A 19,352-nucleotide genomic window follows, 5' to 3' on the forward strand; every position below is an offset into this window, starting at 1 on the left:
GGCTGCGGGGCTGCGGGCCTGCGGGGCTCTCGCCGCTGGCGGATGGTCACCCGCCCTCTGCTGGTGGGTGGTCACCCGCCCTCTACCGGTGGATGGTCACCCGTCCTCGCCGTACGTGGCGCGCAGGGCCGTCACCGCGGCGGTCAGCGCGGCCTGGTGGTCGAGGCCGAGCCGCTGCGCCCGCTGGGCGAAGGCCAGGGCGGCCTCCGCGGCCTGCTGAGCGCCCGCGTCCCCCGCGGCCGCGACGAACGTACCGTTACGGCCCCGGGTCTCGATCACCCCGTCACCCTCCAGCGCCCGGTACGCCTTGGCCACGGTGTTCGCCGCCAGCCCCAGCTCCCCCGCCAGCCCGCGCACCGTCGGCAGCCGGAACCCGGCCGGCAGCCGTCCGCTCCGGGCCTGCTCGGCGATCTGGGTGCGGACCTGCTCGTACGGCGCGTCCGCCGCTTCCGGATCGACGACGAGCTGCAGAGGATGCAGGACCACGGTGACACTCCGAGACGTAGAGGCGAGGCTACAGAACCTTTGTCCCACCCATTGTGCTCCGCACCCGCCCCCGCACCCCGCCCACCACGCCCAATCCCCCACACCTCACGCCCACTACCGAGGCACGCCCCCACCCCCTCCTCGCCATCATTCGCCTCACCCTCGTCCGCCCCTCCTCGCCGTCGTCCGCCTCACCCTCGTCCGCCCCTCCTCGCCGTCGTCCTCCTCACCCTCGTCCCGCCGTTTCCGCCGTGCGGCCGGCCGTGCTCGGCGGCAGCGCCACCGCGCGGCCCGGGCCCGCCGGGTCGTAGGCGATGGAGTCGCCGGGCCGGTGCCAGTGCAGGACGAAGCGCCGGCCCGCGCGGTACGCGTCCAGGCCCGCTCTGCAGTACGCGACCATGTCGTCCGGCAGCGCGTCCAGCGGGAACCAGTCGAGCTGGGAGCACTTCTCCGGCTCGCGGTTGACGGGCTCGCCGCCCGCGCCGTACGCCGCCTCGAAGAACCAGCCGATCCGCGGCCGCCCGTCCGGCGCGCGGTGCTGCATGACCAGCGCGACCCGCAGGTCCGACGCGGTCAGCCGCAGCCCGGTCTCCTCGGCCGCTTCCCGGATCATCGCCTCCTGGACGTCCTCGCCGTCCTCGGCGTGCCCGCTCGGTGCGTGCAACAGCCCGTCGGCGTATCCGGTGTTCGCGCGCCGGGCGAGCAGTACCTCGTCGCCGCGGCGCAGGATCAGATGGACATCGATCACCTCCGTATGGCGGGCCGGCGGCGCGGGGTGGACCACGAGCGCGTACCGCTCGTCCCGCACCTCCCTGCCCCACAGCGCGGGATCACCCGCGAGTCTCTCCAGGTGCGTGCGGCGGGCCAGCGGAGCGGTCAGCCGTTCCAGCTCGGCGGCCGTGATGCCGACCGGGTCGGCCTCGCCCCACCGGCCCTCGATCAGCACCAGCCGGCCCCCGGGCCGCAGCAGCCCCACCCACCGGCGCAGCGCCGCCTCCGGATCGGGCAGCGCCCACAGCACGTGCCGGACCAGGACCACATCGAACTGCCGCTCCCCCGCCGGTGGTTCGGCGGCGTCCCCGACCAGCAGCCGCGCGGCCGGGGCCCGGTCCCCGAGCCGCGCCGCCGCGAACTTGGCGCGGGCCGCCTCCACCATCCGCGGCGAGCGGTCGACCCCCGTGACGCGGTGGCCCTGCTCGGCGGCGAGCAGGGCCAAGCTGCCCGTGCCGCAGCCGAGGTCGAGGACGTCGGACGGCCCGGCCGGCAGCCAGTCCCGCAGCCGGTCCGCCCATGCGCTTCGTACCGCCGGATCGCGCAGCCCGTGATCGGGCTCGTCGTCGAACCGCTCGGCGGCGGATTCCCAGTAACCGGCGTCGGTGACCGGCGTGTCGGTAGCCATGCACAGATAGTGACAGGCCCCACTGACAATCGGCGCTGACCTGCGACGACAGCCGATTGAGGGCTTATCAGTCCGCAGCGCGCGCGGAACGCCCGCGCGGCAGCGCCCGCTTGATCCACGGCCAGCCCAGCAGCACCACGATCACGGCGTAGACGGTGATCGAGAAGGGCGTGTTGACCAGGCCGGCGACGCTGCCGTCGCTGATCTGCAGTGCCCGCCGCAGCTGCTGTTCGGCGGCCGGGCCCAGGATGACGCCGATGACGGCGGGCAGTACCGGCAGGCCGTACCGCCGCATGCCCAGTCCGATCAGCCCGATGATCAGCAGAATGACCAGGTCCAGCGGCTCGCCGCCGACCGCGTACGCGCCGACCGCGGCGAAGAAGAGGATCCCGGCGTACAGGTACGGGCGCGGGATCCGCAGCAGCTTCGCCCAGACGGGCGCCAGCGGCAGGTTGAGGACGAGCAGCAGCACCATGCCGACGAACAGCGAGGCGATCAGGCCCCAGACGAGCTCCGGTTCGCGCTCGAAGAGCAGCGGCCCGGGCTGGATGCCGTACTGCTGGAAGGCCGCCAGCATGACCGCGGCGACGGCGGTCGTCGGCAGGCCGAGGGTCAGCATCGACACGAGCGTGCCGGCCGCCGACGCCGAGGACGCCGACTCGGGCCCGGCGACGCCCTCGATGGCGCCGCGGCCGAATTCGTCGCGGTGCTTGGAGAGCCGCTTCTCGGTGACGTACGAGAGGAAGGTGGGGATCTCGGCGCCGCCGGCCGGGATCGCGCCGAACGGGAAGCCGATGAGCGGCCCGCGCAGCCACGGCTTCCACGTGCGCCGCAGCTCCGCCTTGCCCAGCCAGGGGCGGCCCACCGGGATCGACTCACCCGATGTGCGCCGCAGATGGGCCGCCACCCACAGCGCTTCCCCGATGGCGAACAGTCCGACCGCCACGATGACGACGTCGATGCCGTCGGCGAGTTCGAGCGTCCCGAAGGTGAGCCGCTGCTGCCCGGTCATCTGGTCCAGGCCGACGAGCCCGAGGGTCAGGCCGATGAGCAGCGAGGCGAAGCCGCGTATCCGGGAGCTGCCGAGCACGGACGTCACGGCGATGAAGGCGAGCACCATGATGGCGAAGTAGTCGGGTGCGCCGATGTCCACGGCGAGCGAGGCGACCGTGGGCGCGAGCACGACCAGCAGGATCGTGCCGATCATGCCGCCCGCGAAGTGCCCGCAGGCGGCGGCCGCCAGGGCCTGGGCGCCGCGCCCGGCGCGCGCCATCGGGTTGCCTTCGATGGCGGCGACCACCGCCGCGCTCTCCCCGGGGGTGTTGAGCAGGATGGAGGTGGTGGAGCCGCCGAACATGCCCCCGTAGTAGATCCCGGCGAACATGATGAACGCGCCGGTCGGCTCCAGCCCGTAGGTGACGGGGAGGAGGAGGGCCACGGCCATGGCGGGGCCGATGCCCGGCAGTACTCCGATGGCGGTGCCGAGCAGCACCCCGATGGCGGCCCACAGCAGGTTGATCGGGGTGAGCGCCGTACCGAAGCCGTCGATGAGTGAGGACAGGGAGTCCATCGTCTACAGCACCCCCATGAGCGGGCCGCCGGGCAGCGGCACGCCCAGCAGATTGTTGAACACGACGTAGGTCAGCAGGGACAGGACGGCCGCGATGAGCGGGTCGCGGGTGAGGTTGCGGCTGCCGAGTGCGTACGCGGAGCCCCAGAAGAGCAGCGCGCCGGAGATCGGGAAGCCGAGCGGTTTGATGAGGACGGCGTTGGCGAGGAAGACGCCGGCGAGCAGGGCGACGGTGCGCCAGTCGCCGGGCTCGGTGAGGTCGATGTCCTCGCCGCCCTCGGCCTCGCCGCGGCCGCCCCGCAGGACGTCGACGGCGAGGAGTACGGCGACGACCAGGAGGAGCACGCCGACCACGATCGGCACGGTGGTGGGCCCGATGGGGCCGCGCTGGGTGATGTCGGCGTCCATCGTGACCGCGTCGGTGAGCACGAGGACGCCGAGGACCAGGAGGATGAGGCAGACGCCCAGTTCGGAGCGGCCGCGCAGGCGTGCGCGCAGGCCGCTGCCGGTCGGCGCCGCGGGTTCGGTACCGGTGCTCACAGCCCCAGCTCCTTCAGTACGGTGTCGACGCGCCGGTCCTGTGCGGCCAGGAAGCGGCCGAACCTGTCGCCGGTCATGAAGGCGTCGCTCCACCCGTTGCGCTTGAGCGCGTCCTTCCACTGCTTGGTTCCGTGCAGTTCGGTGAAGAGGGTGGTCAGCTTCTGCCGTTCGACGTCCGTGAGCCCCGGGGGCGCCACGATGCCGCGCCAGTTGGTGAACTCGGTGTTGACGCCGGCCTCCTTGAGGGTGGGCGCGTCCAGGCCCTTGACCCGCTCGGGGCCGGTGACGGCCAGCAGCCGCAGCTCCCCGGACTTGATCTGGTCGAGGTACTCGCCGACGCCGGAGACCCCGAAGGCGACCTTGCCGCCCAGTACGGAGGCGAGCAGCTCACCGCCGCCGTCGAACGGCACGTAGTTGACGGACTTGGGGGTGATCCCGGCGGCCTTCGCCATCAGCATCGGCGCCAGGTGGTCGGGCCCGCCGGCCGAGGAGCCGCCGCCGACCGGCATCTTGCGGGGGTTCTTCTTCCAGTCGGCGAGCAGCTGGTCGAACGTCTTGTACTTGGAGTCCTTGGCGACGACCACGATGTCCGGCTCTTCCGTGAGCCGCGCGATGGGCGTGGTGTCGCCGAGCCCGGAGGGCGAGTGGTTGGTGTGGACGGCGCCGACGACGCCGAGCCCCATGGACATCGCGAGCTTGCCGTTGCCGTGCTCGTTGACGATGCGGCTGAGGCCGACCGTGCCGCCCGCCCCGGGGAGGTTGAAGACCTCGACATTGTGGTTGAGCCCGGCGTCCTCGATGCTCTTCGCCGCCGTACGGGCCGTGATGTCGTATCCACCGCCCGGCGTGTTGGGCACCATGAACTGCAGGCCCGGAATCCGGGTCCCGGTGTCGGCCCCGCTGCCCGATGTCAGCAGGGGCGGGCCGAGGAGGACGATCAGAACCGCCCCCAGGAGGGCGAGGGGTGTGCGCGCACGCACAGATGACACCACCCTTCTCTTGCGTGTGGCTTCGTGGCTCTGTGGGGGGCGGAGATCGTGGTGAGGGCCACATGTTGCCCGGGGGTTAACTCCGCGTCTCGCTTCCGGTATTAAGGGTCGTTGTGAACGTTGTGGTCGCGGAAGGGATCGTTCGATGACCAAGGTGCTGGTCGTCGACGACGACTTCATGGTCGCCAAGCTGCACAGCCACTACGTGAACGCCACCGAGGGCTTCTCGGTGGCCGGCGTGGCACATACGGGGGCCGAGGCGCTGCGCGCGGCCGAACGGCTCCGCCCCGACCTCCTCCTGCTGGACATCTACCTGCCGGACATGGACGGCATCAGCGTGCTGCGCCGGCTGCGGGCCCTGGAGGGCGGGACGCACGCCGACGCGCTCTTCGTGACCGCGGCACGCGACGCGCACGTCATACGGGACGCGTTGCGGGCCGGTGCGCTGCACTACCTCATCAAGCCGTTCGACCGGTCCTCCCTTCAGGAGCAGCTGCGGCACGTGGCCGCGTTGCGCACCCGCCTGGACCGGCTCGGCGAGGCCAGCCAGGAGGACGTGGACCAGATCTTCGGCACCCGCCCGCGCGCCTCCAGAGGTCTGCCCAAAGGTCTCGCCGCCCATACGGCGGATCTGGTCGAACGCACCCTGCGACAGCACGAGGACGGCCTCTCGGCATCGGAGTGCGCGGCGGCGGGCGCGCTGTCCCGGGTGAGCGCGCGCCGCTACCTCGAGTACTTCACGGGCACCGGGCAGGCCGAGGTCTCGCTCCGGTACGGCGGCACCGGCCGCCCCGAGCGGCGCTACCGGTGGGTCGCCTCCCCGGGAATTAATCACCGCTGAGCGGTTCCTTAAGCCACCCATAAAGATCGCCAAGGTGTCGCTTCGGACGGCGAATTCGCTGGTCGGCGCAGCTAGCGTGCTGCCCGCCGGACGTCATGCCACGAAGGAGACCCCCACAATGACCGCTCGTCGCAAGGCCACAACACTCACCCTCGCCGCCCTCGCCCCGCTCGCCCTCACCGTGTTCGCCGCGGGCCCGGCGGCCGCGCACGGCTCGATGACGGACCCGGTGAGCCGGATCTCCGCGTGCTACGCCGAGGGCCCGGAATCACCGGACTCCGCGGCCTGCAAGGCGATGGTCGCGGCCGGCGGCGTGCAGGCCCTGTACGACTGGAACGGCGTACGGGACGGCGCGGCGGGCGGCCAGTCCAGGACGCGCATACCGGACGGCAAGCTCTGCAGCGCGAACAGCGAGGAGTACAAGGGCCTGGACCTGGCCCGGGACGACTGGCCGGCCGGCCCGATGACGGCGGGCGCCCACACGTTCCGGTACAAGGCCACCGCGCCGCACAAGGGCACGTTCGAGCTGTACCTCACCAAGGAAGGCTACGACCCGCGCAAGCCGCTGAAGTGGTCGGACCTGGAAGCGAAGCCGTTCGCGAAGGTCACCGACCCCACCCTGACCGGCGGCGACTACGTCTTCGAGGGCAAGGTGCCGGCCCGCTCCGGCCGCCACCTGATCTACAGCATCTGGCAGCGCTCGGACAGCCCGGAAGCCTTCTACACCTGCTCGGACGTGGTCTTCGGCAAGGACGGCGGCAGCGCGGGCACGGCAGCCGGTACCGGCACGGAGCCGCACTCCGCGGCCGCGCCCGCCCCCGCGGCCACCGCACCGACCGAGCGCCAACTCGCTGCCGGCGCGGACAAGTCGTCCATGGACCACACGCACATGCACCAAGGGAACGAGGGCACGGGCGGGGATCAGGGCACGAGCGGGGACGAAGGCACCAGCGGGGACAAGAGCACCGGCGGCGAGCACAAGCACCCGACCGCGGACGGCGTGCGCCCCGACGGCTCGTCGGGCAAGGCGGTGACCACGCAACTCGCCGAGACCGGCGGCGACGGCTCGACCGCTCCGCTCGCCGTCGGCGGCGCGGCCGTTCTCGCGCTGGGCGCCTCGCTGCTCTTCGCCGTCGCCCGCCGCAAGGCCGCACGGAACGGCGGCTGACGGGCGGCCCGCGCCGGCTCCCGGCGAGGCGGTGACGGCGGCGGCGTCCGGCCCGGGCGCCACCGCCACGGCGGCAGCGGTGGAGAAAGTGACACCCGATTCTCGCCGGACGAACGAGTTATCCACAGGCCCCCGCCGCTGTCGGCGGCCCGGCGTAGAGTCGTTGCCATGGCGCCCGCGAGCCGCGCGGGCCCGCCGTGACAGGGGGATTACGGCAATGAACACAGCATCAGCGGAGACGACGGGGCCGACGGCCGATCAGCCGGGAGCGGCCGCCGCGAAGCCGGCGGACAGGACGCGGACGGCAGCGGCGGGCGGGCCCTTGGAGGGCCTGGTGGAGGTCACGTCCGAGGCGGAGCTGCGCGAGCTGGTCGGCGAGCCGAACGCCCGCGCCGCCCACAAGACCCGTCCCGCGCTGCACGAGCTGGACCGGCAGTGGCTGGCCAACTCCCCGTTCTGCCTGCTCGCCACGGCCGACGCCGAGGGCCGTTGCGACGTCTCGCCCAAGGGCGACCCCGCGGGCTTCACGCACGTGCTGGACGACACCACGATCGTCATCCCCGACCGCCCGGGCAACAAGCGCGTGGACGGCTTCCTCAACGTCCTGGCCAACCCGCACGTGGGCCTGGCGTACGTCCTGCCCGGCCGCGGCGACACCCTGCGCATCAACGGACGGGCCCGGCTGCTGCGCGACGCCCCCTTCTTCGACGAGCTGGTCGTCAAGGGCCACCGTCCGGCGCTCGCACTGCTCGTGGAGATAGAAGAGGTCTTCCACCACTGCTCCAAGGCGTTCCTGCGGTCCGGTCTGTGGCGCACGGAGACCTGGCATCCCGAAGCCCTCCCCACCCGGGCCCGAATATGCAAGACCCTGGAGGCCCCGGACCTCCCGCTCGAAGCCATCGAGACCCACTACGGCCCGCGATACGCCGACCGTCTGTACGGCTGACCGTGAGCCTGGCGTCCCGCGGCCGGCGCGGGGGCGGCCGACGCGGCGGCGGGACGGGCGGCCTGCGGACCGAAGCGGGTGCGGGCGCGGTCGACGGCGGCTTCGATGCGGCGGGCCTTGTCGTCCGCCGGGTCGAACGTCAGCTGCCGGGCGGCGCGTTCGGCCCGGCGGAGGTCCTCGGCCCGTAGCGCCACCGACCGCACGCGAGCGCGTTGCAGACCGAGCGCGGCGTGCAGCGCGTAGGCGACCTCGGTCAGCGCGGGCCCGTGCGCGGTCGGTTCGGCCAGCCGCCGGGTGCGGGTCGTGGTGGAGCGGTCGGCGTAGCGGACGGTGAGCGTGAGCGCGCCTGCCACCTGACCGCCGCTGCGCATCCGGGAGCCGAGCTCGTCCGCGAGCGCGAGCAGCGCCCTGCGGCGCCGCGCCTCGTCCAGCTCGTCGTGGGCGAAGCGATGTTCGGCGGCCATCGAGCGGGACGGCGCGTTCGGGGTCACCGGCGTCGGGTCGATGCCGCGGGCCCGCTCGGACACCCGGCGGCCGGCCTTCGCGCCGAGGATGCGCTGCAGGGTCGCGGGGGGCGCCGCGGCGATCCGCCCGACGCTGTCGAGCCCGTACGCACACAGGGCGCGGGCCGCTGTGGGGCCGATGCCGTGCAGGGCGGCGGCGGGCCTGCGGTCGAGGAAGGCGGCGACGCCCTCGGGGTCGCCGGGGACGACGCGTACCTCTCCGGGTGCCGCGTCCTGGGCGGCCATCCGGGCGAGCAAAGGGTTGCCGGCGATGCCGATGACGCACTCGGTGTCGTACCACGCCAGGGCGCGCAGCCGGAGCAGCTCGGCGATGCCGGCGGCGTCCCGGCCGAAGTACCGCTGCGCACCGCGTACGTCGGCGAGCGCGGCGTCCGGCGGCAGCGCCTCGACCACGGGGGTGAACTCCCCCAGCAGCGCGATCAGCCGCTCGTACGTCTCCTCCCCGAGGGCCGGGGCGGCCGCCGCTCCGGCCACCGCGGCCGGACGGAACCGTACGTACAGCGCGACCCCGGTCCTGGACACCCGGCCCCGGCCCGGAGCACCGGCGGCATCCGTCGGAGAGTTTCCGGAAGGAGGTGAGGAAGGAGGCTTTTGGTCAGTCATCCCGCGCTCCCCGGGCTGGCGTGCCACAACTTGCGACCGGTGGCGGCGCGTTCGCCCGCGGGCTGGAGATCGGCCCACGGGTGCAGGGTGTAGCCGGTGGGCAGACGAATGACCCGCTCGTCGCCCGGCGCCGCCGAGTCGTCCACCATTGCCGAGTCGGCAGACGTCGCCGAGCCGGCAGGCATCGCCGAGTCGCCCGGCGCCGCCAAGTCGGCAGGCGTCGCCGAGTCGCCCGGCGTCCACGAGTCGGCAGGCGGGGTGGGGGTGCCATCGCCTCCGGGTGCTGTGCCGGTGCCCGCCTCCGCGGCGGCGTACCGCTCACGGTCGGCGGAACCGCTCCGACTGTGGGGGTGCCCAGTGACGCGCACACCCGGACTGCGCCCCGCGGGGGCGAGCGCGGGGGCGGGTGCGGGAGCCGTGGCGGGCGCGGAGGCCGGGGCCCCCGAGGCCGCGCCCCCGGGTGCTGGGGCGGACGCCGAGGCCGTGGCGGACGCCGATGCCGGGGCGGGCGCCGAGGCCGGGGCGAATGCGGGGGCTCGGGTTGCCTTGGAGGCTGGGGCCGCCTCTGAGGTGGAGTTCGCGGTAGCTGCCGGTACGGGGGCGGGGGTGGTGATTGGGGTGGAGGTGGTGGGGGCGGGGGTGGTGGGGGGTGGGGGGAGGGGAGGGTGGGAGGCCAGGTGGGACGTGACCGCCCGGAGCCCGCCCCTCTCCCGCAGCTCCGCCAGTTCCGCCAGGTTCCAGACCGCGGTGCCGACCACGCTGAGGCTGCGGGGGCCGCGGCGTTGGACCGTGCCGCGTACCAGGAGCAGCCAGGAGTGGAAGACGGTGTGGGCGCAGGTCTCGTGGCTGTCGTCGAAGAAGGCGCAGTCGACCAGGCCCGTGCTGTCGTCGAGGGTGGTGAAGATGACCCGGCGGCCGGAGCGGATCGGCGGCGTCTGGGTGGCCGCCTTGGCGCCGGCGACCAGGACCGTGTCACCGTGCCGGGCCTCGCGCAGCCGCTTGGCCGGGAGTACTCCCAGTTCGTTCAGGAACTGGGTGTGGTCCCCCATCAGGTGCCGGGAGGCGTCCATGCCCAGTACGCCCAGCTCGGCGCTGAGCCGTTCGGCGTCGCTCAGGTCCGGCAGGCCGGCCGGTGCCGAGGCAGCGGTGGTCAGCGGGAGTTGCGTGTCGGCCGGTGCGCCGCGCTGCTGGCGGTGCAGTTCGGCGATGTGCAGCAGCAGGTCGCGGCGGTTGGCGCCGAAGGCGTCCAACGCGCCGACCCTGGCGAGGCGTTCGAGGACGGGGCGGCCCGGGTGGGCCCGTCGCCACAGGTCCTGGAGCGAGGAGTAGGGGCGGCCGGCGGCGATCCGGCCGGCCTCCGCCTCGCTGATGCCGTGCACCTCGGAGAGCGCGAGGCGTAGCCCCCAGGCTCCACGCGCCTCGGAAGGACCGCGCTCCACCCCGGAAGGCCCGTGCCCCGCCCCGGAAGGCCCGCGCCCCACCCCGGAAGGACCGTGCCCCACAGGACCGTGCCCCGCCCCAGAAGGCCCGTGCCCCACCCCAGAAGGCCCGTGCCCCGCCCCAGTAGGGCCATATCCCACATTCCCCCCACCCATCCCAGACACCAGTTCGATTCGATAAGCGACATCGGACCGGTTCACGTCCAAGGGGAGGATCGGGACGCCGCGGCGGCGGGCGTCGGCGAGGAGGAGGCGTTTGGGGTACATGCCGGGGTCGTGGGTGAGCAGGCCGGCGTAGAAGGCGGCCGGGTGGTGGGCCTTGAGCCAGGCGGACTGGTAGGTCGGTACGGCGAAGGCCACCGCGTGCGCCTTGCAGAAGCCGTACGAACCGAACGATTCGATGATCTCCCAGGTGCGGGCGATGTCTTCGGAGGAGTAGCCGTGCCGCGCGGCGTGTTCCGCGAACCAGACGCGGATGCGGCCCTGCGACTCGGGGTCGGACAGGCCGCGCCGGACCCGGTCCGCCTCGTCCAGGCCGCAGTCGGTCATCCGGTCCAGGATGTGCATGACCTGTTCGTGGAAGACCACGACGCCGTATGTCTCGCGCAGGGATTCCGCCAGGTCGGGGTGGGGGTAGTGGACGGGTCTGCGGCCGTGCCGGGATTCGATGAAGGGCCGCACCATGTCGGCCGCGACCGGCCCCGGGCGGAAGAGCGAGATGTCCACGACCAGGTCGTGGAAGGTGGCGGGCTGGAGCCGGCCGATCAGGTCGCGCTGGCCCGGCGACTCGATCTGGAAGCAGCCGAGGGTCTCGGTGGAGCGGATCAGGCCGTACGTCGCGGGGTCGCCCGGCGGCACCTGTGCCGGGTCGTCGATGTCCGGCGCGGGCCGCCCGGTGGCGCGGCCGATCTCCGCGGTGGCGTGCGCCATCGCGGACTGCATCCGTACGCCGAGCACGTCGAGCTTGAGCAGGCCGAGGTCCTCGACGTCGTCCTTGTCGAACTGCGACATGGGGAAGCCCTCGCCGCCGGTGGGCACCACGGGGGTGCGGCCGGTGAGCGTGGCGTCGGAGAGCAGTACGCCGCAGGGGTGCATGGCGGTGCCGCGGGGCAGCGCGTCCAGGCCCTCCACCAGGTCCCAGAACGGCGGGGGCGGCGGGTTGTCCCGCAGGGCGCGCAGTTCGGGCAGTTCCTCCAGTGCCGCCCGCGCGTCCCGCGCCCGTATGTGCGGGAAGGACTTGGCGATCCGGTCCACCTCGTCGGGGTCCATGCCGAGTGCGGCGCCGACGTCGCGCACGGCATGGCGTACCCGATACGTCTCGGGCATGGCGACGGCGGCGACGCGTTCGGCGCCGAAGCGGTCGAAGATCGCGTGGTAGACCTCCAGGCGGCGGGCGGACTCCACGTCGATGTCGATGTCGGGGAGGACGGCGCGGCGCTTGGAGAGGAAGCGTTCCATCAGCAGGCCGTGCTCGACGGGGTCGGCGTGTGCGATGCCGAGCAGGTGGTTGACCAGCGAGCCGGCGCCGGAGCCGCGTGCGGTGACGCGGATGCCGAGGCGCCGGGTGTCCTCGACGACCTGGGCGACGGTGAGGAAGTACGACGCGAAGCCGTGGTGGTCGATGATGTCCAGCTCGCGGTGGAGGCGTTCCCAGTACGTGCGGGCGGCCGGGCCGCGGTCGTAGCCGCGGCGGACCATTCCGGCGGCGCTGCGGGAGCGGAGTACGCGGGAGGCGGTACGGTGCTCCGCGCCGACCAGCCGTGGTTCGGGGAAGTGGACGGTGCCGAGTCCGATGTCGTCCTGGGGGTCGACGAGGCACTCCCCCGCCGTCTCCTCGGTCATGGCGAGCAGCCGGTGGGCGGTGTCGCGGCGGTGGCCGGCGGCTTCGGCGATGCGTTCGGCGGTGCGGGCCATGGTGTCGGCGTCCTTGAGCCAGCGTTCGCCGCTGTCGCGGGCTTCGGGGCGGTGGCGGTCGATGGGGACGAGGCGGCGGGCGGAGTCCAGGACGTCGGCGACCGGGCCCTGGCCGGGGTCGGCGTAGCGGACGGCGTTGCTGAGGACGGCCCGGATGCCCTGGTCGACGGCGAAGCCGAGGGTGCGGGCCGCGAGCCGGAGGGAGCCGGGGCCGGTGCCGGTGCGGCCGTGGTGGACGGTTTCGAGGCGCAGCGCGTCGCCGTACAGCTCGCGCCAGGGGGCGATGAGGCGGGCGGCGCGGTCGGGGCGTCCGGCGGCGAGTGCGCGGCCGACTTCGGAGTCGGGGCCGAGGAGGACGACGGTGCCGTCCGTCGCGGTGGCCAGGTCGTCCCAGGGGAGGAGGGGGCGTTCGCGGTCGGTGGCGTGTGCGGCGGAGACCAGTCGGCACAGGGTGGCCCAGCCGCGGGCGCCGTCGCGGGCGAGGAAGACGGCGCGGGCGGCCGATTCGTCGATGAAGGCGCCGCCGCGCACGGGGGTGCGGCGGCGTGTCGTGGGGGTGGGGTCCGGCTGTCGTTCGGCGATCGCCAGCTCGGTGCCGAACAGCGGGCGGATGCCGGCTTCGGCGGCGGCCTTGGCGAAGCGTACGGCGCCGGAGAGCGAGTCGCGGTCGGTGAGGGCGAGGGCGTCCATGCCGCGTTCGGCCGCCTGTTCGGCGAGCCGTTCGGGGTGTGAGGCGCCGTACCGCACGGAGAATCCCGATGCGGTGTGCAGGTGCGTGAACCGGGACATTCGCACCTCCTACCGCGTGAGCACCCCCTGACTGACCTTGCATCCCCCGTCTCACTCACACCATAACGCTTTCTTCGAACGTCCGTGCGAACACGTGTGCGCGACGCGCCGGGGCACGCCCACTCAGCCACACATCCACCACCTCAAAAGGGAAGATATGAGGCTAATCCGTACGTACAGCGAGGAGCAGCGTCCATGGCCACAGCGGACGACGACGCCAGGACCGGTGCCGGGACCGATGCCAGAACCGGTGCCGGTACCGGCGCCAGGACCACCTTCGCCGGAGAGCTGAAGGACGCGGTGTCGGCGCGGGCCGCGCTGCTGATCATCGGGGTGCTGGCCCTGACGGCCGCGTTCATCGCCTCGTACGCGGGCGCCTTCCACTCCCCCAAGCCCAGGGACGTGGCGTTCGCGGTCGTCGCGCCCCCGCAGGAGCGCGGGCAGCTCGTCGCGAAGCTGGACCGGCTGCGGGGCTCGCCGCTCGACGCGCGCCCTGCCGGGTCGCGGGCCGCTGCCGTGCGGCAGCTGAAGGACCGGGAGATCGACGGGGCGCTGGTGGTCGACCCGCGCGGCAAGCAGGACGAGCTGCTGGTCGCCGGCGGCAGCGGCAGCGCGCTCTCCGACGCGCTGCAGAAGGTCCTCACCAAGGCGGAGCAGGCGCAGCAGCGGACCATCAGGACGACCGACGTGGCCCCGGCGGACCCGCAGGACGCCCGCGGACTGTCGTCGTTCTACCTGGTCGTGGGGTGGTGCGTGGGCGGCTACCTGTGTGCCGCGATCCTCGCGATCAGTTACGGGGCCCGCCCCACCAACGGCCGGCGGGCGGTCATCCGGCTCGGCGCGCTGCTGGTGTACTCGGTACTGGCCGGGCTGGCCGGTGCGCTCGTCATCGGCCCGGCACTCGGCGCGCTGCCGGGCAGCGTCGTGGCGCTGTGGGGGCTGGGCGCGCTCATCGTGTTCGCGGTGGGCGCGACCACCTTCGCCTTCCAGGGCATGGCCGGGATCCTCGGCATCGGGCTGACCATCCTCGTGGTCGTGATCGGCGGCAATCCCAGCGCGGGCGGCGCCTATCCGTATCCGCTGCTGCCGCCCTTCTGGCACGCCATCGGGCCCGCGCTGCCGCCGGGCGCGGGCACCTGGGCGACCCGTTCGATCGCGTACTTCGACGGGCGGGCGGTGACGGGGCCGCTGCTGGTGCTCGCCGCCTGGGCGGTGGTCGCCGCGGCGCTGACGCTGCTCTTCGCGGCCCTCTCCGTGGGGCGGGGCGCGATCCAGCGGAGCGAGCCGCGGCAGTAGGGGCGCGCCGCGCCGGTAGGAGCCGCAACCCCCACCGCGCCCTCCCCGTACGACGCACGCCCGCCTCCGTACACCTCACATGTGCGTGCCGCCGTCGATCCGGATCTCCGTGCCCGTGACAAAGGCGCCGTCCTCGGAGGCCAGCATCGCGATGACGCCCGCGACCGTCTCCGGGCCGGCGAAGCCCTCGCCGATGGCCGGCATCAGCTTCGTGAACAGGCTCATGTCGGCGTCCTCGGGCAGCCCCGGGCCGCGGCCCGTCGTCATGCCGCTGGCGATGGACCCCGGCGCGACGCACACCGCGCGCAGCCCCTGCTTGCTGTACTCGCTCGCGAGGGCGTGGGTCATGGACTGGACGCCGCCCTTGCTCGCCGCGTACGCCGCCATGTACGGGTGCGCGAACGAGGCGGAGGTGGAGCTGAAGTTGACGATCACCGGCCGCTCGCCCGCCAGGAGCGCGGGCAGCGCCTCGCGGATCATCAGGAACGTGCCGGTCAGGTTGGTCGAGACGACCTTGTTCCAGAAGTCCAGGGTGGTCTTGTGGGTGTGCTCGGACCGCAGGATGCCGGCCGCGTTGACCAGCACGTCCAGGCCGCCGAGCGCCTCCACGGCGGTGGCCGTGCCGGCGATGACCGCGGCCTCGTCGGAGATGTCCAGGACCGCGGTGGTGAGCCGGCCGGCGGTGCCGTCGGCGGCGGCGCGTTCGGCGGTGACCTTCAGGCCCTCCTCGCTGACGTCCGCCGCCACGACCCGGCCGCCCTCGGCGAGGACCCGGTGCACGGTGGCCTGGCCAATGCCGGACCCGCCGCCGGTGATCAGTACGCGGCGGCCCTCATAGCGGTTCATGGCGCATCTCCGTTCTCGTCGGTGCGCGGCTCTCCGTCGAGCCGCGACTCCGACACCGTACGCCTCAATGGCACACTGTGCCACCCATGCACTTCCTGTCACCTCGGCGCACAGCGGCGTAGACTCCGGCCATGCCCACCGCACCCGCCTCCCGCCCGTCCTCCCTCACCGAGCGGCGCAAGGCCGCGACCGAGCTGGAGATCGCCCGTACCGCGGCGGCGCTGTTCGCCGAGCGCGGCGCCGCCGTCACCGCGGAGGACATCGCCCGTGCCGCGGGCGTCGCGCCGCGCACGTTCTACCGCTACTTCCGTACGAAGGAAGATGCGGTCGCGCCGCTGCTGACCGGCGGCGTACGGGACTGGGCCGAGGGGCTGGCCGAGCTGGCCGTGCGGGAGCCCGAGCTGCCACTGGGCGAGGTACTGGAGCGGGCGGCCCGCGAGGCGCTGACGCCCGCCGACGCGCGGGCCCAGGAGGCGCTGGAGTGGACCCGGGGTCTGCTGCACGCGATGCAGGACAATCCGGCGCTGCGCGCGGTCTGGCACCGTGCGCACCACGAGTCCGAGCTGGCGCTGGTCGACGTACTGGCCCGGACGACGACGGCCGGGCCGCTGGAGGTACGGCTGACCGCGGCCGCGGCGGACGGAGCGCTGCGGGCCGCGGTCGAGGTGTGGGCGGCGGGTGAGAGCGATTCGCCTCCGGCGGAGCTGGCGGCGCGTGCGCTGCGGACGCTGGCGGCGGGACTGCCGTGGCTGGCGGAGCGGCGGGCGTAGGCGGCCGCCCGCAGCAGCCGGCTACGCCGTGTGGGTCACCTCCCCGCCCACCACGACCACCTCCGCCACCGTCCCCGGGATGTCCTCCGGCGCGCCGCGCAGGATGTCGCGGGATAGGACGACGAAGTCGGCGAGCTTGCCGACCGTGAGTGAACCGCGTTCGTTCTCGAGGAAGTTGGCGTACGCCGAGCCCATCGTGTAGCCGTGCACGGCGGTCTCGACGTCGATGGTCTCCTGCGGGCCCCACGGCTCGCCGCCGCCCAGCGGCTGCCGGGTGACGGCGGTGTAGATGCCGATCATCGGGTCCATCTCGGCGACGTTCCAGTCGCTGGAGAAGGCGAGGACCGCGCCTGCCTCCTTCAGGCTGCGCAGCGGCCACGCCTTGTGCCAGCGGTCGGCGCCGACGTTCTCCGCCCAGTCCTGGCCGGGCCCGGCGATCTCGGGGGCCGCGTGCCGGGGCTGCATGCAGGCGACCACGCCCAGTGCGGCGAAGCGCGGGGTGTCGGCGGGGTCGAGGCATTCGACGTGCACGATCTGGTGGCGGGCGTCGCGCGGCCCGTTGAACTCCCGGGCCCGCTCCACCGCGTCCAGGACGGTACGGATGCCGCGGTCGCCGGTGGCGTGCACGAAGCACTGGAAGCCGAGGGAGTCCAGCTCGGTCAGCAGCTCGGCGAACTCCTCGGGCGGGTAGAAGGTCTCGCCGCGGTGGTGGCGGCAGCCCGCGTACGGCGCGAGCAGCGCGGCGGTGCGCGGCTCGACCACGTCGTCGATGTAGAGCTTCAGGGGCCCGACGCTCAGCCGGTCGTCGTCGTACTTCTCGGCGGCGCGGGCGAAGTCGACGAGGTCGGCGCCGGTGGTGCCGCGCGGATGGAAGAGGGCCGCGACGATACGGGACCGCAGCCGGCCCTCCTCCCGGGCGCGCTCGAACAGCGCCAGGTCGTCGAGGGAGTTCTGCGGCTCGACGACCGTGGTGATGCCGAAGCGGATCGCGTCGTCGAGGCTGCCGGCCAGCCGGCGGTACTGGCGTTCGGCGGACGCCCACGGTAGGCCGAGGTCGCGCAGCGCGCGGTGGCCGTCCCGGGAGAGCCCGCGGACCGCGAAGTCCTTGAGGAATCCGGTGGGTTCGCCGGTCTCCGGGTCGGTCTCGGCACGCCCGTACGGCAGGTCCGTGCGGTCCTTGGTGATGCCGAGGCGGCGCAGCGCCGCGGTGTTGAGCCAGGCGGTGTGCACGTCGTAGCTCAGGACGAAGGCGGGGATGTCGCCGGTGACCGGGTCGAGGTCGGCGGCGCGCGGCATCCGGCCGCCGGGCAGGGCCGAGTAGTCCAGCGCCTCGGCCTCGATCCACTCGGCGTCCGGGTGCGCGTCCCGCCAGGCGCGGATGCGGCTGTGCACCTCGTCCAGGCTGCGGGCGCCGGCGAGCTGGACGCAGGCGTCGTCGGAGCCGAGCCGGACGTGGTTGTGCGCGTCGATGAAGCCGGGCAGCACCAACTTGCCGTGCGCGTCGAGCACTTCGGTACCCGAGGAGATCCATTCCGCGGCTTCGTCGTCCGGGCCGACCCAGACGATCCGGCCGTCCCGCACGGCGAGCGCCTCGGCCTCGGGCAGCGCGGGATCCACGGTGTGGAGGCGGGCGTTGTGCAGGACGAGGTCGGCGGCGGGGTGACGAGAAGACATGTGCGGGACCAACTCCTGTGAGGATGCGAACAGTTGCGGTGAGCGGGTTAGGGGGCGGGGGGGGCGGCACCGTGGCGCCACGAGCGGATGGACCGGCCGACGTTGATCGACTTTGAATGGCGTTCAAATTTCTTGAACGGCATTCAAAATGCGCCGAGCGGCCCGCACCCGTCAAGACCCCGCGGCGAATCGCCCGGGATAAGGTCGGGACGACGGACGCGCGGGGACATCGCGCGCACCCGCGGAACGGGACGAAGGGCAGGCCGGGCGGTGGCACGACGGCGGGACGGACAGGTCGCGGCCGACCGGATCCTGGAGGAGGCGATGGAGGCCATCGCCGAGGGCGGCCTCGCGGCGCTCACCATGTCCGCGCTGGCCCGGCGGCTCGGCACGAGCGGCGGCCACATCCTGTACTACTTCGGCAGCAAGGACCGGCTGCTGCTGGAGGCGCTGCGGTTCAGCGAGGCGAGGCTCGCCGAGGAGCGCCGGGCGCTGCTCGCCCGCCGGCTCGGCGCCGTGCGGATGCTGGACGCCTTCGTCGGCCTCTACCTGCCGCGCGGGCCGCGCGATCCGCGCTGGATGCTGTGGATCGAGCTGTGGGCCCGCACGGTCGCCAACGAACCGCTGCGCGAGACGCAGGAGGAGCTCGACCGGGGCTGGCGCGACGACCTGGCCGGGCTGCTGGCCAAGGGCGTCGCGCAGGGCCGCTTCGCCCCCGGGGACTGCACGGGCCGCGCCTCCGAACTGCTCGCCCTGCTGGACGGGCTCAGCACACGGGTGGTGCTGGGCCAGCACGGCGCGGACCGGACCGCGGCCCTGGCCACGGCGAGGTCGGCGGCGGCCCGGCTGGTGGAGCGCCGCGGCTGAGAAACTGGGGCCCATGGATGCGATGAGGCAGTTCCGTCGGGCGGTCGTCGAGTGGGCGGCCGGCGGTGCCGGGGCGCCGGCCGCAGCGGCGGTCGCACACGAACTGGCCGCCGGTACCGCTGTGCGCACGGTCGTCCTCGTGGAAGGGGCCAGCGACCGGGTCGCGCTCGAAGCGCTGGCCGCGCGGCACGGCCGCGTCCTCGATGCGGAGGGCATCGCCGTCGTCCCGCTCGGCGGCGCGACCAGCATCGGCAGATTCCTGACCCTGCTGGGTCCCCAGGGGCTCGACGTCGGGCTGGCGGGCCTGTGCGACGCCGGAGAGGAAGGCCACTTCGCGCGCGCCCTGGAACGCGCGGGTCTCGGCCGCGACCTCGCGCGCGCCGACATGGAGCCGCTCGGCTTCTACGTGTGCGTCGCCGACCTGGAGGAGGAGCTGATCCGCTCGCTCGGCGCCGCCTGCGTGCAGCAGGTCGTCGACGCCCAGGGCGACCTGCGGGCCTGGCACATCTTCCAGAAACAGCCCGCCCAGCGGGAGCGGAACGTCGAGCAGCAGCTGCGACGCTTCATGGGCACCATCAGCGGCCGGAAGAGCCAGTACGCCCGAGCGCTCGTCGATGACCTGGACCTCAGCCGGGTACCGCGGCCACTGGACCGCCTGCTCGCGCATCTGTAGTGCGCCGATGCGGGTGGT

General features: G+C 73.5%; 16 protein-coding genes. 7 read left to right on the forward strand and 9 right to left on the reverse strand.

Annotation, left to right across the window (positions count from 1 at the left end; translation table 11 throughout):
* Positions 1–96: 96 nt before the first annotated feature.
* From ACZ4MH_RS13225 to ACZ4MH_RS13245, 5 genes are all read right to left on the reverse strand, one after another.
* The gene (locus tag ACZ4MH_RS13225; RefSeq protein WP_351600207.1) at positions 97–486 is read right to left on the reverse strand and encodes a GntR family transcriptional regulator; all 390 of its coding nucleotides are present in this window, start codon (positions 484–486) and stop codon (positions 97–99) included.
* 226 nt (positions 487–712) lie between these two features.
* On the reverse strand, positions 713–1,885 hold the full coding sequence (locus ACZ4MH_RS13230) for a methyltransferase domain-containing protein (protein ID WP_351600205.1): 1,173 nt from the start codon (positions 1,883–1,885) through the stop codon (positions 713–715).
* Positions 1,886–1,952: 67 nt separating this feature from the next.
* Positions 1,953–3,455 (reverse strand): tripartite tricarboxylate transporter permease, encoded by a 1,503-nt coding sequence (locus tag ACZ4MH_RS13235; RefSeq protein WP_351600203.1) that lies wholly within the window; start codon positions 3,453–3,455, stop codon positions 1,953–1,955.
* A 3-nt stretch (positions 3,456–3,458) separates the two neighbouring features.
* On the reverse strand, positions 3,459–3,995 hold the full coding sequence (locus tag ACZ4MH_RS13240) for a tripartite tricarboxylate transporter TctB family protein (RefSeq protein WP_351600201.1): 537 nt from the start codon (positions 3,993–3,995) through the stop codon (positions 3,459–3,461).
* Complete coding sequence (locus ACZ4MH_RS13245) at positions 3,992–4,975, reverse strand: Bug family tripartite tricarboxylate transporter substrate binding protein (RefSeq protein WP_351600221.1); 984 nt, start codon at positions 4,973–4,975, stop codon at positions 3,992–3,994. The genes ACZ4MH_RS13240 and ACZ4MH_RS13245 overlap by 4 nt, the downstream gene beginning before the upstream one ends.
* Before the next feature lie 154 nt (positions 4,976–5,129).
* On the opposite strand from ACZ4MH_RS13245, the gene ACZ4MH_RS13250 reads away from it, so the two are divergent.
* The 3 genes from ACZ4MH_RS13250 (at position 5,130) to ACZ4MH_RS13260 (ending at position 7,939) form a co-directional block, all read left to right on the forward strand.
* Positions 5,130–5,825, forward strand: a complete 696-nt coding sequence (locus ACZ4MH_RS13250) for a response regulator (RefSeq protein WP_351600199.1) — start codon at positions 5,130–5,132, stop codon at positions 5,823–5,825.
* A gap of 118 nt (positions 5,826–5,943) precedes the next feature.
* Positions 5,944–6,993 carry a lytic polysaccharide monooxygenase gene (locus tag ACZ4MH_RS13255; protein ID WP_351600197.1) on the forward strand — a complete coding sequence of 350 codons (1,050 nt, stop codon included), beginning with the start codon at positions 5,944–5,946 and terminating at the stop codon, positions 6,991–6,993.
* A 334-nt stretch (positions 6,994–7,327) separates the two neighbouring features.
* Positions 7,328–7,939 (forward strand): pyridoxamine 5'-phosphate oxidase family protein, encoded by a 612-nt coding sequence (locus tag ACZ4MH_RS13260; protein WP_351600219.1) that lies wholly within the window; start codon positions 7,328–7,330, stop codon positions 7,937–7,939.
* On the opposite strand, the gene ACZ4MH_RS13265 is transcribed toward ACZ4MH_RS13260, so the two are convergent.
* Both ACZ4MH_RS13265 and ACZ4MH_RS13270 read right to left on the reverse strand, forming a co-directional pair.
* A complete protein-coding gene (locus ACZ4MH_RS13265) occupies positions 7,903–9,066 on the reverse strand; it encodes a DNA polymerase Y family protein (protein WP_467754495.1) in 1,164 nt (387 codons plus the stop codon). The two genes, ACZ4MH_RS13260 and ACZ4MH_RS13265, sit on opposite strands and share 37 nt — an antisense overlap.
* Entirely contained in the window at positions 9,063–13,208 is a 4,146-nt protein-coding gene (locus ACZ4MH_RS13270; RefSeq protein ID WP_351594483.1) for a DNA polymerase III subunit alpha, read from the reverse strand. The genes ACZ4MH_RS13265 and ACZ4MH_RS13270 overlap by 4 nt, the downstream gene beginning before the upstream one ends.
* Positions 13,209–13,403: 195 nt before the next feature.
* Here ACZ4MH_RS13270 and ACZ4MH_RS13275 point away from each other — a divergent pair, with 195 nt between their 5' ends.
* A complete protein-coding gene (locus tag ACZ4MH_RS13275; RefSeq protein WP_351594486.1) occupies positions 13,404–14,504 on the forward strand; it encodes an ABC transporter permease in 1,101 nt (366 codons plus the stop codon).
* 75 nt (positions 14,505–14,579) lie between these two features.
* Here the strand turns inward: ACZ4MH_RS13275 and ACZ4MH_RS13280 are convergent, their stop codons facing one another.
* Positions 14,580–15,350 carry an SDR family NAD(P)-dependent oxidoreductase gene (locus ACZ4MH_RS13280; protein WP_351594488.1) on the reverse strand — a complete coding sequence of 257 codons (771 nt, stop codon included), beginning with the start codon at positions 15,348–15,350 and terminating at the stop codon, positions 14,580–14,582.
* Between the two features lie 131 nt (positions 15,351–15,481).
* Here ACZ4MH_RS13280 and ACZ4MH_RS13285 point away from each other — a divergent pair, with 131 nt between their 5' ends.
* The gene (locus ACZ4MH_RS13285) at positions 15,482–16,120 is read left to right on the forward strand and encodes a TetR family transcriptional regulator (protein ID WP_351594489.1); all 639 of its coding nucleotides are present in this window, start codon (positions 15,482–15,484) and stop codon (positions 16,118–16,120) included.
* Positions 16,121–16,141: 21 nt separating this feature from the next.
* Here the strand turns inward: ACZ4MH_RS13285 and ACZ4MH_RS13290 are convergent, their stop codons facing one another.
* Positions 16,142–17,794 (reverse strand): amidohydrolase, encoded by a 1,653-nt coding sequence (locus ACZ4MH_RS13290; RefSeq protein WP_351594491.1) that lies wholly within the window; start codon positions 17,792–17,794, stop codon positions 16,142–16,144.
* A 270-nt stretch (positions 17,795–18,064) separates the two neighbouring features.
* On the opposite strand from ACZ4MH_RS13290, the gene ACZ4MH_RS13295 reads away from it, so the two are divergent.
* Both ACZ4MH_RS13295 and ACZ4MH_RS13300 read left to right on the forward strand, forming a co-directional pair.
* Complete coding sequence (locus tag ACZ4MH_RS13295; protein WP_351594493.1) at positions 18,065–18,661, forward strand: TetR/AcrR family transcriptional regulator; 597 nt, start codon at positions 18,065–18,067, stop codon at positions 18,659–18,661.
* A gap of 13 nt (positions 18,662–18,674) precedes the next feature.
* Positions 18,675–19,334, forward strand: coding sequence for an ATP-dependent endonuclease (locus ACZ4MH_RS13300; protein ID WP_351594496.1), 660 nt, complete (start codon positions 18,675–18,677; stop codon positions 19,332–19,334).
* The last annotated feature ends 18 nt before the right edge of the window (positions 19,335–19,352 follow it).

It is taken from the genome of Streptomyces sp. NPDC026301 (assembly GCF_055567935.1).